At 63.6% G+C, this 12756-nt stretch carries 16 protein-coding genes; 13 read left to right on the top strand and 3 right to left on the bottom strand.

What is annotated here, in order from left to right:
* The first annotated feature begins 7 nt into the window (after positions 1 to 7).
* From CAPP_RS08675 to CAPP_RS08615, 13 genes are all read left to right on the top strand, one after another.
* Positions 8 to 1690 (top strand): HAD hydrolase-like protein, encoded by a 1683-nt coding sequence (locus CAPP_RS08675; protein ID WP_234958916.1) that lies wholly within the window; start codon positions 8 to 10, stop codon positions 1688 to 1690.
* A gap of 52 nt (positions 1691 to 1742) precedes the next feature.
* Positions 1743 to 3020, top strand: a complete 1278-nt coding sequence (locus CAPP_RS08670) for a glutamate-5-semialdehyde dehydrogenase (protein WP_076599533.1) — start codon at positions 1743 to 1745, stop codon at positions 3018 to 3020.
* A gap of 21 nt (positions 3021 to 3041) precedes the next feature.
* Positions 3042 to 3191 (top strand): hypothetical protein, encoded by a 150-nt coding sequence (locus CAPP_RS08665; RefSeq protein ID WP_290172847.1) that lies wholly within the window; start codon positions 3042 to 3044, stop codon positions 3189 to 3191.
* A complete protein-coding gene (locus CAPP_RS08660; RefSeq protein WP_076599534.1) occupies positions 3188 to 3544 on the top strand; it encodes a hypothetical protein in 357 nt (118 codons plus the stop codon). Before CAPP_RS08665 ends, CAPP_RS08660 begins: the two co-directional genes overlap by 4 nt.
* Positions 3545 to 3756: 212 nt before the next feature.
* On the top strand, positions 3757 to 4419 hold the full coding sequence (nadD, locus tag CAPP_RS08655; RefSeq protein WP_076599535.1) for a nicotinate-nucleotide adenylyltransferase: 663 nt from the start codon (positions 3757 to 3759) through the stop codon (positions 4417 to 4419).
* A 59-nt stretch (positions 4420 to 4478) separates the two neighbouring features.
* A complete protein-coding gene (rsfS, locus tag CAPP_RS08650; RefSeq protein ID WP_076599536.1) occupies positions 4479 to 4949 on the top strand; it encodes a ribosome silencing factor in 471 nt (156 codons plus the stop codon).
* Between the two features lie 7 nt (positions 4950 to 4956).
* The gene (locus CAPP_RS08645; protein WP_076599537.1) at positions 4957 to 5598 is read left to right on the top strand and encodes a histidine phosphatase family protein; all 642 of its coding nucleotides are present in this window, start codon (positions 4957 to 4959) and stop codon (positions 5596 to 5598) included.
* Positions 5598 to 6377 (top strand): DegV family protein, encoded by a 780-nt coding sequence (locus tag CAPP_RS08640; RefSeq protein ID WP_076599538.1) that lies wholly within the window; start codon positions 5598 to 5600, stop codon positions 6375 to 6377. Before CAPP_RS08645 ends, CAPP_RS08640 begins: the two co-directional genes overlap by 1 nt.
* Positions 6378 to 6473: 96 nt before the next feature.
* Positions 6474 to 7082 carry a ComEA family DNA-binding protein gene (locus CAPP_RS08635; RefSeq protein WP_084560620.1) on the top strand — a complete coding sequence of 203 codons (609 nt, stop codon included), beginning with the start codon at positions 6474 to 6476 and terminating at the stop codon, positions 7080 to 7082.
* On the top strand, positions 7082 to 8677 hold the full coding sequence (locus CAPP_RS08630; protein WP_076599540.1) for a ComEC/Rec2 family competence protein: 1596 nt from the start codon (positions 7082 to 7084) through the stop codon (positions 8675 to 8677). Before CAPP_RS08635 ends, CAPP_RS08630 begins: the two co-directional genes overlap by 1 nt.
* Complete coding sequence (gene holA / locus CAPP_RS08625; RefSeq protein WP_076599541.1) at positions 8637 to 9572, top strand: DNA polymerase III subunit delta; 936 nt, start codon at positions 8637 to 8639, stop codon at positions 9570 to 9572. The genes CAPP_RS08630 and holA overlap by 41 nt, the downstream gene beginning before the upstream one ends.
* A gap of 65 nt (positions 9573 to 9637) precedes the next feature.
* Positions 9638 to 9970 (top strand): ankyrin repeat domain-containing protein, encoded by a 333-nt coding sequence (locus tag CAPP_RS08620; protein WP_076599603.1) that lies wholly within the window; start codon positions 9638 to 9640, stop codon positions 9968 to 9970.
* Positions 9967 to 10614, top strand: coding sequence for a LysE family translocator (locus CAPP_RS08615; protein WP_076599542.1), 648 nt, complete (start codon positions 9967 to 9969; stop codon positions 10612 to 10614). The genes CAPP_RS08620 and CAPP_RS08615 overlap by 4 nt, the downstream gene beginning before the upstream one ends.
* A gap of 465 nt (positions 10615 to 11079) precedes the next feature.
* Here the strand turns inward: CAPP_RS08615 and rpsT are convergent, their stop codons facing one another.
* The 3 genes from rpsT to CAPP_RS08600 form a co-directional block, all read right to left on the bottom strand.
* Entirely contained in the window at positions 11080 to 11343 is a 264-nt protein-coding gene (gene rpsT, locus CAPP_RS08610; protein ID WP_076599543.1) for a 30S ribosomal protein S20, read from the bottom strand.
* A gap of 166 nt (positions 11344 to 11509) precedes the next feature.
* Positions 11510 to 12004, bottom strand: coding sequence for a type II toxin-antitoxin system PemK/MazF family toxin (locus tag CAPP_RS08605; RefSeq protein ID WP_076599544.1), 495 nt, complete (start codon positions 12002 to 12004; stop codon positions 11510 to 11512).
* A gap of 42 nt (positions 12005 to 12046) precedes the next feature.
* Complete coding sequence (locus tag CAPP_RS08600) at positions 12047 to 12727, bottom strand: hypothetical protein (protein ID WP_076599545.1); 681 nt, start codon at positions 12725 to 12727, stop codon at positions 12047 to 12049.
* Between the last annotated feature and the right edge of the window lie 29 nt (positions 12728 to 12756).

Below are 12756 nucleotides of genomic sequence, written 5' to 3'. Positions count from 1 at the left end.
GAAAAAGATGAAGAAACTAGTCGTTTTCGACATGGCCGGCACCACGATCAATGACCGGGATGAGGTATACCGCGTTCTGCGTGAAGCAACCGAACGTGCAGGTGCTTCATACACGGACGAGCAGTTTCAGCAGTTGATAGGAACAGAGAAGAAGTACGCCATCGGAAAGCTGTTTGAAATTGGCGGCGTAGAGCCGAGTGATGAGAATATTGATACTGCATGGGCATGGTTCAGAGAGGAACTGAAGTCCACGTATGAGGCGAATCCTCCTGTGCCGCTTCCCGGCGTTGAAGATGCGCTGAACGCCATTCACCAAGCGGGCGCGAAGATAGCGTTGACAACGGGGTTCTCCCGCGAGATCGCCGAGATTATTTTGTCCGGACTGGAGTGGAGCGAGAATGGCCAGATTGACGTTCTCGCCGCGGGCGATGAAGTTCCGGTGGGACGGCCCGAACCCTATTTGATTCAGCTGGCGATGGAACGTAGCGGTATCTCCGACAAGGATGCAGTTATCAGCGTCGGCGACACTGAAGCGGACGTGGTCTCCGCCCAGCGCGCGGGTGTGACATCGGTGGGGGTGATGAGTGGCCACCTTGACCGTCAGGACTTCGAAGATCTTGGCGCTGACGTGATCCTTGAATCAGCTGCTGAGTTCACTAACACCAACCTCCTGAGCCATCTCATGGTTGCAACTGCACAAGTGTGGAACGGTGGCTCAGCCTTTGAACTGAAGGAGTTGGCCTTTCCCGAGCTGAAAGACGGGGAACTACTAGTCCGGCTTACAGGAGCCACAGTCTGCGGTTCTGATCGGCACACAGTCCAAGGACGCCGAGCAAGTCCTTCTCCGTCCGTGTTGGGGCATGAAGGCGTGAGCGAGGTCGTCGTTTCCAAAAGGGCCGGTCTTGAAACTGGGCAACGAGTAGTGTTCTCCGTTGTTTCTTCTTGTGGGGAGTGTGCTCGGTGTCGCAGTGGACTGACGGCGAAATGTCTCTCTGTGCAAAAAGTCGGGCACGAATCTCTCCGTGGCTCATGGCCGTTGTCGGGGACATACGCGACCCATATTCATCTTCTTGCGGGGCAAACAGTGATTCCGGTAGCGCAAGAAGTGCCTGATGTCGCTGCTTCGGTGGCTAGCTGTGCAGTCGCAACCGTCATGTCGGCGTTTGAGTCGGCAGATGAGATCGAGGGCCGGACGGTGCTCATCAACGGCATAGGGATGCTGGGACTTGTTGCGCTTTCCGAGGCGGAGAAAAGAAGGGCAGGAAGGATTATTGGCTGCGATATCAATGGGAACTCGTTCCATCTAGCAGAGGCTTCTGCCGACGAGCTCGTCAATGATCTAAACGGAACCCAAGCTGATGTCGTTTTCGATTTTTCGGGAGTGTCGGAAGGGGTCTCAGGGGCACTTTCGACCTTGAACGTAGGCGGAACAGCAGTTTTGGCCGGGTCTGTGGCTCCGTCGCTAAACGTGCCGTTGGACCCAGAATGGATCGTCCGAGGATGGCGCATGGTAACTGGTGTGCACAACTACGAGCCGCGCCATCTGGCTCAAGCTGTGGACTTTGTTGAAAATACAGGCGCAAGAATTGGTTGGGATGCAGTTGCGGGGCCATCGATCAGTTTGGCGGAGCTTCCCGGCGAACTGGTTTCTAAGAAGTCATCCCTTCGACGGCTGGTTATCCCTGAGTGATTGGCCTTAAGACAGCTTAAATTCGTGATCGATTCCATTACAGTGGGCCAGCATGACCGATTCGAGAGAAATTGAACGCGAAGAAGTCCTGACTAAGGCCCGCGCGGCGAAGAAGGTGGCTCCAGTTTTGGCTACGCTCGCCACGCCGGACAAGGATGTGGTGTTGCACGCCGCCGCGGACGAGCTCGTCGAACGCACGGACGAGATTCTCGCCGCGAATAACAATGACATCGAGGACGGGAAAGCGAACGGTTTGAGCGAATCGCTCATCGACCGTCTCGCGCTCGACGCCTCGCGCATCGAGGGCATTGCGGGCGGCCTGCGCCAGGTTGCGTCGCTCACCGACCCGGTGGGGGAAGTGTTGCGCGGCGGGCTCATGCCGAACGGCATCCACATGAAGCAGGTCCGCGTGCCGCTGGGCGTGATGGGCATGGTCTACGAGGCGCGACCAAATGTCACTGTCGACGCGTTCGGCCTGGCGATCAAGTCGGGCAACGTGGCGCTGTTGCGCGGCTCGAAGTCGGCGAAGAACTCCAATGAGGCGCTCGTGGCGATCCTGCAGGACGTCGCGGAAAAGCACGAGCTGCCGCGCGATATCGTGCAGCTGCTGCCGTGCGAGACACACGATTCGGTGCAGGACCTCATCACGGCGCGCGGGCTCGTTGACGTGGTCATCCCGCGCGGCTCGGCGCGCCTGATCGACGCGGTGGTCACCGGCGCGACGGTGCCCGCGATCGAGACCGGCACCGGCAACTGCCACTTCTACATCGACAAAGACGCGGACCTAGACGAGGGCATCGCGATGCTGCTGAACGGCAAGACACGCCGCCCGTCCGTGTGCAACGCGACCGAAACAGCGCTTATCGACGGCGCGCTTTCCCCCGAGGACCAACTCCGCGTCATCACTGCGCTGCAGGAGGCGGGGGTGACGGTGCACGGGGACGTCGATAAGCTCTCTGCTCTCGGCGTGGAGAATATCGTCGCCGCGACGGAAGCCGACTGGTCCGACGAGTACCTCTCGATGGACATCGCCGTGCAGATCGTCGACGGAGTCGAGGGCGCGATCGAGCACATCGCAAAATACTCCTCCGGGCACACCGAGGCGATCGCGTCGACAAACGCGTACACGTGCCAGAAATTCGCCGCCGAGGTCGACGCCGCGGCCGTGATGGTCAACGCCTCCACCGCATTCACGGACGGGGAGCAGTACGGAATGGGCGCGGAAATCGGCATCTCGACGCAAAAGCTGCACGCCCGCGGACCTATGGCTTTGCCGGAGCTGACCAGCACGAAGTGGATTCTGGAGGGAACTGGCCAGACGCGCGATTAGTTTCAGTTTAGAATCCAGTCCGTGTCAATCCTTTTCTCGCGTCGCCGCGCGCTCGCACTGGTTCTCGCATTCGTCCTCGCCGTCACCGCCACCATCGTCCCCGCCGTCCCCAGCGTGTCACCGGCTGCCATCCGAAGTACGTCGTCGTCGGCTTCTCCCAGGGCGCGATGATCCTGCAAGACGCCGAGCGCGAGATCGCCCGCCGCGGCCAGCTCGCCGGCGCCGTCTACCTGGGCAACCCGATGACTGCGCCGGGCGACCCCGCCACCCTCGGCGTCAAAGGCGGCGGTGCCGGCGGCCTCGTCGGCTGGTCCCCGCTGAACTCCAAGACTGCCGCCGCGACCCGCAACCGCGTCAACTACTGCCTGCCGCTCGACGGCGTGTGCGACGCATCGATCGCGACCCTCCGCGCATCCGAGCGAACAGGGGGCAACCACGGCCGCTACTTTGTGTGGCAGTCGCGGTGGGACAATGTCGTCGCTGATCGTTTTGGTAAATGGGTCGATGGGGTACGATATAGATAACGGTTTATTGAATTGCCCTGGATAAGGTCGCAAAGTGCGCTCGAATGCGCACCTATGCCCCAGGGAAAGCCCAGAACGAAGCCCCTTTTTGGAAGAAAGTAGTTCGGGATGCGTATCGCTCCTATGGTTGTGGCCGCAATAGTCGCACTGGGAAGTACAGTGGCTGCTGCGCCCGACGCGCATGCCAAAATTGAAGGTAAGACCTTCTCGCTATGACAGGACCCGACACAGCGGAGGCATTCCCGACGGAAGCAGCCACGGAACCGCGCCGCACATCACGCCGGATTGGCATCATGGGCGGCACATTCGACCCGATCCACAACGGACACCTCGTCGCGGCGAGTGAGGTCGCCGACATCTTCGCGTTGGAAGAGGTCGTGTTCGTGCCTACGGGCGAGCCGTGGCAGAAAGCCGACCGGAACGTCTCCGACGCGGAAGACCGCTACCTGATGACGGTGATCGCCACCGCCTCCAACCCCCGCTTCCATGTCTCCCGCGTGGACATTGACCGCGGCGGCCCCACCTACACGGTGGACACCCTCAAAGACATCGCAGAGCTCTATCCTGGCGACGAGCTCTTCTTCATCACCGGCGCCGATGCACTTGCATCAATCATGTCGTGGCGCGACTGGGAGAAGATGTTCGACCTCGCCGAATTCGTTGGCGTCACGCGCCCGGGCTACGGGCTGACGGAAGACATGCTCCCGGAGGTCCACCGCGGCAAAACGCACTTGATCAAGATTCCCGCCATGGCGATCTCGTCGACGGACTGCCGCGAGCGCGCGTCGCAGGGGCGCCCGGTGTGGTATTTGGTGCCGGACGGGGTCGTGCAGTACATCGCCAAGAACGAGATGTACGCCAACTGGCCAGACTGACGCCGACGTGCGACAATGCGTAGGTTGAAAGAGAACTTTGTCGAGTAAGGATTGCACGTTTGACTGCTTCTGACACCGCCCGCGAATTGGCCGTCGCCGCCGCGAAAGCCGCCGACGAGAAACTCGGACGCGATATCGCCGTCATCGACGTCACGGATGTCATGGCCATCACCGACATTTTCGTCGTCATTTCCGCAGACAGTGAGCGCCAGGTGGCGGCCGTCGTGGAGGAGGTCGAGGATGCGCTGACGAAGATGGGAGCGGAGCCGAAGCGCCGCGAGGGCAACCGCGAATTCCGCTGGGTGCTGCTGGATTACGGCATGCTCGTCGTGCACGTTCAGCGCGACGCGGAGCGCGAGTTCTACGGCCTGGACCGCCTGTACGCGGACTGCCCGCTCATCGAGGTCGAGGGCATCGAACCGCCGGCGCGCCCCGGCCAGTTCGCCGACGGCGCGGGTGTGCGCCAGCTCGAAGACATCGACGACCTGCCGCTCGCCGGTGAGGGCCCGAGCAACGACGACGATATCTAGGCCGACCATGAGCCGACGCTTGATCATGATGCGGCACGGCGAGACCACGTACAACGCCACGCGCCGCATGCAGGGACAGCTGGACACGCAGCTTTCCGACGCCGGGATCTCCCAAGCCCACGCCGCCGCCGAGTGGGTGAAAGACATGGGCATCGTGAAAATCGTGTCGTCGGACCTGTCCCGCGCGAGCACCACCGCCGAGATCGTCGGGGAGAAACTCGGCCTGGAGGTGGAGCTGGATCCCCGCCTGCGCGAGACCCATTTGGGCCAGTGGCAGGGCATGACGCACGTCGAGGTCGACGGCTCATTTGTCGGCGCCCGCGCGGCGTGGCGGCACGACCCGTCGTGGGCACCGCCCGGCGGAGGCGAATCGAGGCTGGGCGTGGCGGAAAGGGCGAGACCGGTCGTCGATAAGCTCCTGCAATGGGACGGGTGGGACGGTGCCGCCGTGCTGTTCGTCGCTCACGGCGGAACGATTTCGGCGCTGACGTCGAATCTCCTGGGGCTCGACCATGCCCAGTATCCGCTGCTCAAAAGCTTGAAAAATACGAATACCTCGCAGTTGTACGCCCGCCCGCGGATGGGCGGCGACGGTACGTGGAACGACGTGCAGTGGTACCTCGAGGCGTGGAATCAGGGGGCGGTCTGATGGCTGTCCGCGTAGTCGTCGACTCCTCGGCAGGTGTGCCGGCGGAGCTCGCGGAGAAGCTTGACATCACCGTCCTCGACCTGCATGTGATGGAGGACGAGGACGCCTCCACCTCCGGGCTGTCCGCCCTGGAGCTTGCCGCGGCGTACGCACGGCAATTGGAGCGCGGCGGCGACGACGGAATCGTCGCGCTGCACTTGTCCAAAAGACTGTCATCCACGTGGTCCGCGGGGGTGAGTGCGTCCGCCGTCTTCGACGATGCGGTGCGTGTCGTGGACACCGATTCTGCGGGCATGGCCGTCGGCGCGGCAGCTATCGTCGCGGCTTCTTTCGCGCGCGCCGGCGCCGATCTCGACGGGTGCGCGGCCGCCGCGGAAGGTGCGCTCGCCATGTCCGAGACATGGCTGTACCTGCGGCAACTCGACGACATGCGCAAATCCGGCCGCCTGTCCGCGACCACCGCCATGCTGTCCGCCGCACTCTTGGCCACGAAGCCGATCCTGCGCGTCAACGACGGCAAACTCGAACTCGCGATCAAGACCCGCACCCAATCGAAGGCATTCTCAAAGCTCGTCGCCCACGTTGTCGACCGCGCCGACGGCTCGCCCGTCTTCGCCGCTGTCCAGTACAGCGCCGACGAGGACAGCGCCGCCGCGCTCGCAGAAATGCTAAAAGAAGAGCTTGTCGACGGCTCGTCTGTCCACCTTTTCCCCTTCACCGACGCCGTCGCCGCCCACACCGGCGAGGGCGCGATCGGGTTGTCTGTCTTCTATCCATAAGGCGAATTCCACAGGGATACGGCGCGCAACGCAGTTATCCACAACTTCTCTCGAGTGCGCTGTTCAGCCGTTTAGATGCGCCTTAGCGTGAGCGGCATGAAGGTATCGCAACGCCTCGCCGAACTCACACGTCCCACCGGGGAAGAAGATCTCCTCGCCGTCCAGTACCCCGAACCCCGCCTCGCTGTCGCGCCGAAACAGGCCGCCGCCGCGGTGGGGATCGTCCTCGTCCTTGTCTGCGGGTGGTTCGTCCTCCGCGACGACCCGCCCGAATCCGAATGGGAGACCGCGGAAGCCGCTCCCGCCACGCTCGTCGTCTCCGTGGTCGGAGCTGTCGCCGAGCCCGGCCTGGTCACCCTCGACGACGGTGCACGGATCGCCGACGCCCTCGAGCAGGCAAAACCTCTGCCCGAGGCCGAATTGCTCAGCCTCAACCTCGCCCAACTCCTCGCCGACGGCGAACAGATCGTCGTCCCTGTCCAGGGAGAGGGGGTGCCGGGAGGAGAGGCCAGCTCCGGCATATCCATCAACTCCGCATCTGCGCAGGATCTCACTGAGCTGCCCGGCGTCGGCGAAGCGACCTCCGCGGCGATCGTCGCGCACCGGGAATCGATTGGTTCGTTCACCAGCGTCGAGCAGCTTCTCGACGTCAAAGGAATCGGTCCCGCCAAATTCGACGCCATCAAAGACCTGGTCAGTCTCTGATGCGCGAACTGCGTCTCGTCCCGCCCGCCGCGGCGGTGTGGATATCCGCTTTGACCGTCATCCTCGCCGGCCCCGCGTGGGCGCTCGGAACAGTCGGGGTAGCGATCGCGTGTTGTCTCGTGGCGCGTGCCTACGGACAAACGATTCTGTGTGGCGGGCTCGGCGCCTGTTCGGCGGCAGTCGCGTGGGCCCGGTGCGCGACGGCCCGCACATCTGATTTCGGTGAGACCTTCACCGGCACCGTCAGCGGGGCGCCGAAAAAACTGGATACAGGTAACTGGCTCGTCAACGTCAATGTCGACGGGTACCCCGCCCCCATCCCAGTCTTCACTGACGGCATCGAGCCACTATCTGCCGGCACCACTGTCGAAGTTTCCGGCACCCTCAGCGAATCCACCCGCCCCGGCATCGGAACCGTGACGGTGAATGGGGACGTGGACGTGCTCGGCCCGCCCACCGGGTTCGCGGCGTTCGCCGCAAACGTGAGAGAGACTTTCGCGTCCGCCGTCGACGCGGCGGTGGGGGAGCACGCCCAAGGCCTCATCCCCGGCATGGTGCTGGGCGATGTCTCCATGCAAAGCTCCGGTGAGCAGCAGGCCTATATCGACACAGGCTTGAGCCACTTGAGTGCCGTGAGCGGCGCGAATTGCATGTACGTCGCAACGGCCGCGCTGCTCATCGCGGGTGCATGCCGGCTCGGGCTGCGCGGGCAGATCATCGCGGCGGGAATAGCTCTGCTTGTCTACGCCGGGCTCGTCGGGCCGGAACCCAGCGTCCTGCGCGCCACGGTCTCGGGGTTGGTCGGGTTCACCGCGATCATCGCCTCCACACGGGCGGAGCCGATCCACGTGCTCAGCCTGTCCGTCATCGGACTCGTGCTGGTCGATTCAGACTTGGCGGTCAATTACGCATTCGCTCTATCCACCGCGGCCACAGCCGGCATCGTGGCGATCTCGCCGCTGATCTACCGGGCGCTCGCGCCGCTGAGGTGGCCGGACATTCTCGGGAAAGCACTCTCAGTGGCCATCGCGGCGGACCTTGCCACCGCGCCGATCATCGCGGGGATGGCGGGAAAAGTCTCGCTCGTGGCGGTCATCGCCAATGTTCTCGTCAGTCCCGTCGTCGGGGCAGTCACGGTGCTGGGCATGGCGGCGGCGATCCTGGCGCAGATCCACACCGCGCTCGCGGCGCCGCTGCTGTGGGTGGTAGCTCCGCTCGCCGGGTGGATTCGCACCGTCGCCGACACCGGGGCACGTCTGCCCGCCACCACGATCGAGGCAGAACCCCTCCAGGCCATCGTCGTTTACGGGTGGATTCTCGCCGGCTTCATCGCGGAACGCCCCAGACTCACCATCGCGGCTGCCGCGGTGCTCCTGGGGGTGGCGATGGGAGGGGAAACTGAGGTCGTCGATAAGCGGAAACCGTATGTCGTCGAAACCGAAGCCGACATTGGGAAGGTCCCGCACGGTACGACCGTCGTCGTTGTGCGCGAGCCGAAAAACCGCGAGCGGAATGTCGTGACCGAGGAGGGCATCCCCGTGATCTATCCGTACAATGACCAGCATGATCATCCCAGTCCACCTCGTCGTCGGTGAAGACGAATTTCTCGCCGAGCGCGCCACCAAGAGCATCATCGACGAGGTCGGCCCCGCCGCGGAGGTGTCCACCCTCCGCGCCGGCGACATCACCGTCTCCGAGCTCGCGCAGGCCACCAGCCCGTCGCTGTTCGCCGAGGAGCGCGTCGTGGTGGTCACCAACACTGAGCTCGCAGGCAAGGAACCGACCGAACTTTTGCTGCAGGCCGCCGCCGATCCCGCGCCGGGCATGACCCTCGTGATCGTCCACAGCGGGAAAGGGCGAAACAAGTCGTACGTCGCTAAATTCCGCAAAGTCGCTGACGTGCACGAAGTGAACCCTCCGAACCAGCGCGAACGCCAAAGCTGGGTCACGGCCGAATTCCGGCGGCACGGAGTCCGCCCCACGCCCGACGTGATCGGCGCGCTCCTCGAGTCCGTCGGCTCGGATTTGCGCGAGCTGGCGTCGGCGATCGAGCAGCTTGTCGCCGACACGGAAGGGGAGCTCACCGTCGCGAAAGTTCGCGCCTACTACACCGGTGTCGCGGAGGTCTCCGGCTTCGACATCGCGGACCAGGCGATCGCGGGACGCACCGACCGCGCACTGGCCAGCACGCGCCGGGCATTGCAGTTGGGCATCAGTCCTGTCGCGATCGCGGCGGCGCTGGCGAACAAGGTCGGCGACGTGGCGAAGCTGTACCAGACCCGCGGCAACCCCGACCAGATTGCGCGGACTGTGGGGATGCACCCGTTCGTCGCAAAGAAAACAATGCAGGTCGCACGCAACTGGTCCGGCAGCTCGGTCAGCGAGGCTGTGATCATCGTCGCGGACCTCGACGCGACGGTCAAAGGCCAGGGCGGCGACCCCGAATTCGCCGTCGAGGACGCTGTCCGGCGCATCGCGCAGCTCGCGTGATAGTGTGCGTCACCGTGACTGAGATTCCCGCAGACGTGCAAGAATTCGCCACCCGCCTGTTCAACATGGCGCGCGACGGCGACACCACCTTGCTGGACTACGTCGACCAAGGTGTCGCCGTGGACATGACCAACCAGGACGGCAATTCCTTCCTCATGCTCGCGTCGTACTCCGGCCACGTCGAACTCGTCAAGGGCCTCATCGAGCGCGGCGCGGACGTGAACAAGCTCAACGACCGCGGCCAGGCACCGCTCGCGGGCGTCGTGTTCAAAAAAGAGGACGCGCTTGTCGACGTCCTCCTCGCCGCCGGTGCCGACCCGGCTGCCGGCACTCCCGACGCCATCTCGACAGCGAGGATGTTCGAGCGCGACGACCTCGTGGAGAAGATGAGCAAGTGAATCCCGCGGACCTCGCGGCGATCGTTTTAGTGAATCTGGCGGGCGCAGCCACGCCCGGTCCGGATATCGTCCTGCTCACGCGTTATGCGACGCGTTCCCGCCGCCACGCGATCGCGGCCGCTTGCGGCATCTATGTCGGCGCGTTCTTCTGGATCACGCTGACCGTTCTCGGCGCCGCCGCTCTTTTGACTGCGTTCCCGTGGCTGCTCGAGCTCGTCCAGGTCGCCGGCGGCGCCTGGATCGTGTTCATGGGCTACACCACCGCGCGCCAAGGCATCCGGGACAGAGAGAATCCGCCGCTGGACATGGATGACGCGGCGGAGCGTCTCGGCACGATGCGCGAAGCGTTCTTCACAGGCTTGACGACGAACCTCTCAAACCCCAAGATCGTCCTCTTCCTCGCCGCCCTCGTCGCTCCTCTGCTGCCGCCGAGCCCCTCCATCGGCACTGCTGCGCTGGTGATCTTCGCCCTCTGGATCACTGCGTTCTTGCTGTTCATCGGGTTCAGTCTCGTGGTGTCCACCGAGCGGGTGCGCCGCAGATTGTTCAGGGCCGGGCCTTTTATCGACATCGGTGCCGGCGGATTCTTCATCGTCGCCGGCGCTTTCTTGATCGTCCGCGGAATTATCGGGTTGGGATCCTAGCCCAAGAAGAAGCGCATCACGCGGTTCGTGGCGCCGGGGAACCACGTGTGCCCGCCGCTTTGGGCCGTGTGGATCTCCGTGCGCGCGTTCGGGGCGCCGCCCCACGCGTTATTCATGCCCTGCGGCTACATGTCAATGGCGCGGTCGCCGGCGGCACACACGAGTTGCTGGTACGAGCGGGTGCGGCCAGCATTGTGCTGCCATCCGCCGAAACCGATGATGACGGGATACCGCCTTGAACGGGTTGTAATTGCGCGGCAGCACCACCGTGTACGGGCGGACCACGCCGTCGACGCTGACCGCCCGGAAACCGAGGCCGGATTGGAGCAGTGTCGTCCCCACACCCCGGCGGAGATTTTTCATGAGGGGGATATTACGGCGCGCACCCCGTCGTGACATATCAGCTCCAGGAACTAAAAATCCGCCCACCAGAGAGGTGAGCGGATCCTTTCGACTCGGCAGACTCTAGCCGAGCTTGTTCAGGGCGCGAGCCATGTTGGACTTCTTGTTGGCCGCGTTGTTGCGGTGGAAGACGCCCTTGGTCACAGCCTTGTCCAGCTTGCGGGATGCGACGCGGAGCTGCTCCTCGGCTGCGGACTTGTCGCCGCCGTCGACGATCTCGTTGAACTTGCGGATCTCGGTGCGGACTGCGGAGCGGATGCTCTTGTTGCGGACGCGACGCTTCTCGTTGGTGAGAACGCGCTTCTTCTGCTGCTTGATATTTGCCATGATGTACCTCTTGAAAGTCCTGAAGGTCGTGAAATGAACGTGCATCCGGAACTTGAAAGCGCCGCAATTTGTCACAGACCGCGAACCCAAGGTCCTGCCCACGGTATGCGGCGCGCCGAATAACGTTTAGAGCCTAGCAACCATCGCGGCCTGGCCAAAATCGCGTTTACGCCCAGTCGAAGTGCTTGCGCAGGTGGTCGGCGATGTGCTCGAAACGGCGTGCCGGGAACAGCGCCCCGCGGCGGCGCAGGTCTGTCTCGGGGACGAAGAGAGTCTTGTCCATGCGCACCCAACAGGGCTCGCCGGTGGCTTTCCATTCTCCGCAACCGATCGCGACCCAGTCGGAATCGTCCGCGTGGTCTTCATTTGCGGAAATGAGCAGGCCCAAGACCTCGTGGCGGTCGCGTCCCACCACGAGCATGGAGCGTTCCTTCAGGGGAGTGGCGGGAACGTTGAACCACACCACTTCGCCGGGTTCAGCCTGGCCGTCCATGTCGGGGGCGTAGAAGATGCTGCGGGAGATGTCGCGGGTGGGGACCACGCGGGTGCGGGCGGGGCGGCGGCGCACGCGAGTGGGGGAGTTGCCCATGCGCTCGTTGAGGATCTTCAGCCCTTGATCCAGCGCAGTGGGCTTGTCGGCAAGGCGCCGCAGGAACTTCATGGGTTAGAGCCTAGTGGGTGTCACGCGACGTCGACAAGCAAACTACAGGTCGAGCCGGTCGATATTGGACCGTAAATTCTCAAGAGCTTTGGGCTGGTCCGTGTTCCGCGCGAGCCGCGTCTGGGCGAGCGCGTGCTGGGTGAGGTCGCGCCAGTGGCCGGCGCTGAGCGGCAAATGGTTGGCCTGGCAGTAGTTGTAGAGGCCCAAACATTGGTCGAGCACGTCGTTCTCCTCGGCCGTCATGGTGAGACGGTCCGCGATGAACACCGGCAACGCCGCTGCCGGCTCGCCCCCGAATTTCTGGGCCAGCCGCTGCTGCGGCGGAAGCTGCCGTCTCTGCTCGGAACTGTGAATCATCTGCTGACCGAGCGCCACGAGCCCGAAAATGACCGATGCCGTACCGAAACCGACGCCCGCGGCGATGACCCCGCCGCTCGCCATCAACGCACCGATCGGAATGACGACCATCGCGAGAACCAAGCAGATCGCAGCCAATGTGAAGCGGGCTTGCCTCCGCTCCGGGGCAGGGGGCGCGACGGGCTCGATGAACCGGATGAACTCGTCGTACGTGCGGAACGTGTGCGCATTCGTCCCGTCCATCAACTGGTTCAGGTTCTGAGGCAGCACGAAGCGGCTGAAATCCTTGGGGAACAGCTCGGCGGACGCATTCCACTCGCGGCGCATCGGCTGCCCGCCGAGCCAGGGGCCAATATTTTCGCTCACCGTGGACTCCTTTCTGCTTGGCCACTGTA

This window comes from Corynebacterium appendicis CIP 107643, assembly GCF_030408415.1.
GTDB classification, from domain to species: domain Bacteria; phylum Actinomycetota; class Actinomycetes; order Mycobacteriales; family Mycobacteriaceae; genus Corynebacterium; species Corynebacterium appendicis.
This window is presented reverse-complemented; position numbering and strand designations above follow the sequence as displayed.

What these genes read in the sequence shown, in the direction of transcription:
- CAPP_RS08645 (WP_076599537.1), top strand. Translation starts at nt 4,957, where the DNA reads ATGAGCCGACGCTTGATCATGATGCGGCACGGCGAGACCACGTACAAC.
- CAPP_RS08620 (WP_076599603.1), top strand. Translation starts at nt 9,638, where the DNA reads ATGGCGCGCGACGGCGACACCACCTTGCTGGACTACGTCGACCAAGGT.
- CAPP_RS08635 (WP_084560620.1), top strand. Translation starts at nt 6,474, where the DNA reads ATGAAGGTATCGCAACGCCTCGCCGAACTCACACGTCCCACCGGGGAA.
- CAPP_RS08605 (WP_076599544.1), bottom strand. Translation starts at nt 12,004, where the DNA reads ATGAAGTTCCTGCGGCGCCTTGCCGACAAGCCCACTGCGCTGGATCAA.
- rpsT (WP_076599543.1), bottom strand. Translation starts at nt 11,343, where the DNA reads ATGGCAAATATCAAGCAGCAGAAGAAGCGCGTTCTCACCAACGAGAAG.
- CAPP_RS08670 (WP_076599533.1), top strand. Translation starts at nt 1,743, where the DNA reads ATGACCGATTCGAGAGAAATTGAACGCGAAGAAGTCCTGACTAAGGCC.
- CAPP_RS08630 (WP_076599540.1), top strand. Translation starts at nt 7,082, where the DNA reads ATGCGCGAACTGCGTCTCGTCCCGCCCGCCGCGGCGGTGTGGATATCC.
- CAPP_RS08640 (WP_076599538.1), top strand. Translation starts at nt 5,598, where the DNA reads ATGGCTGTCCGCGTAGTCGTCGACTCCTCGGCAGGTGTGCCGGCGGAG.
- CAPP_RS08660 (WP_076599534.1), top strand. Translation starts at nt 3,188, where the DNA reads ATGATCCTGCAAGACGCCGAGCGCGAGATCGCCCGCCGCGGCCAGCTC.
- CAPP_RS08675 (WP_234958916.1), top strand. Translation starts at nt 8, where the DNA reads ATGAAGAAACTAGTCGTTTTCGACATGGCCGGCACCACGATCAATGAC.
- holA (WP_076599541.1), top strand. Translation starts at nt 8,637, where the DNA reads ATGACCAGCATGATCATCCCAGTCCACCTCGTCGTCGGTGAAGACGAA.
- nadD (WP_076599535.1), top strand. Translation starts at nt 3,757, where the DNA reads ATGACAGGACCCGACACAGCGGAGGCATTCCCGACGGAAGCAGCCACG.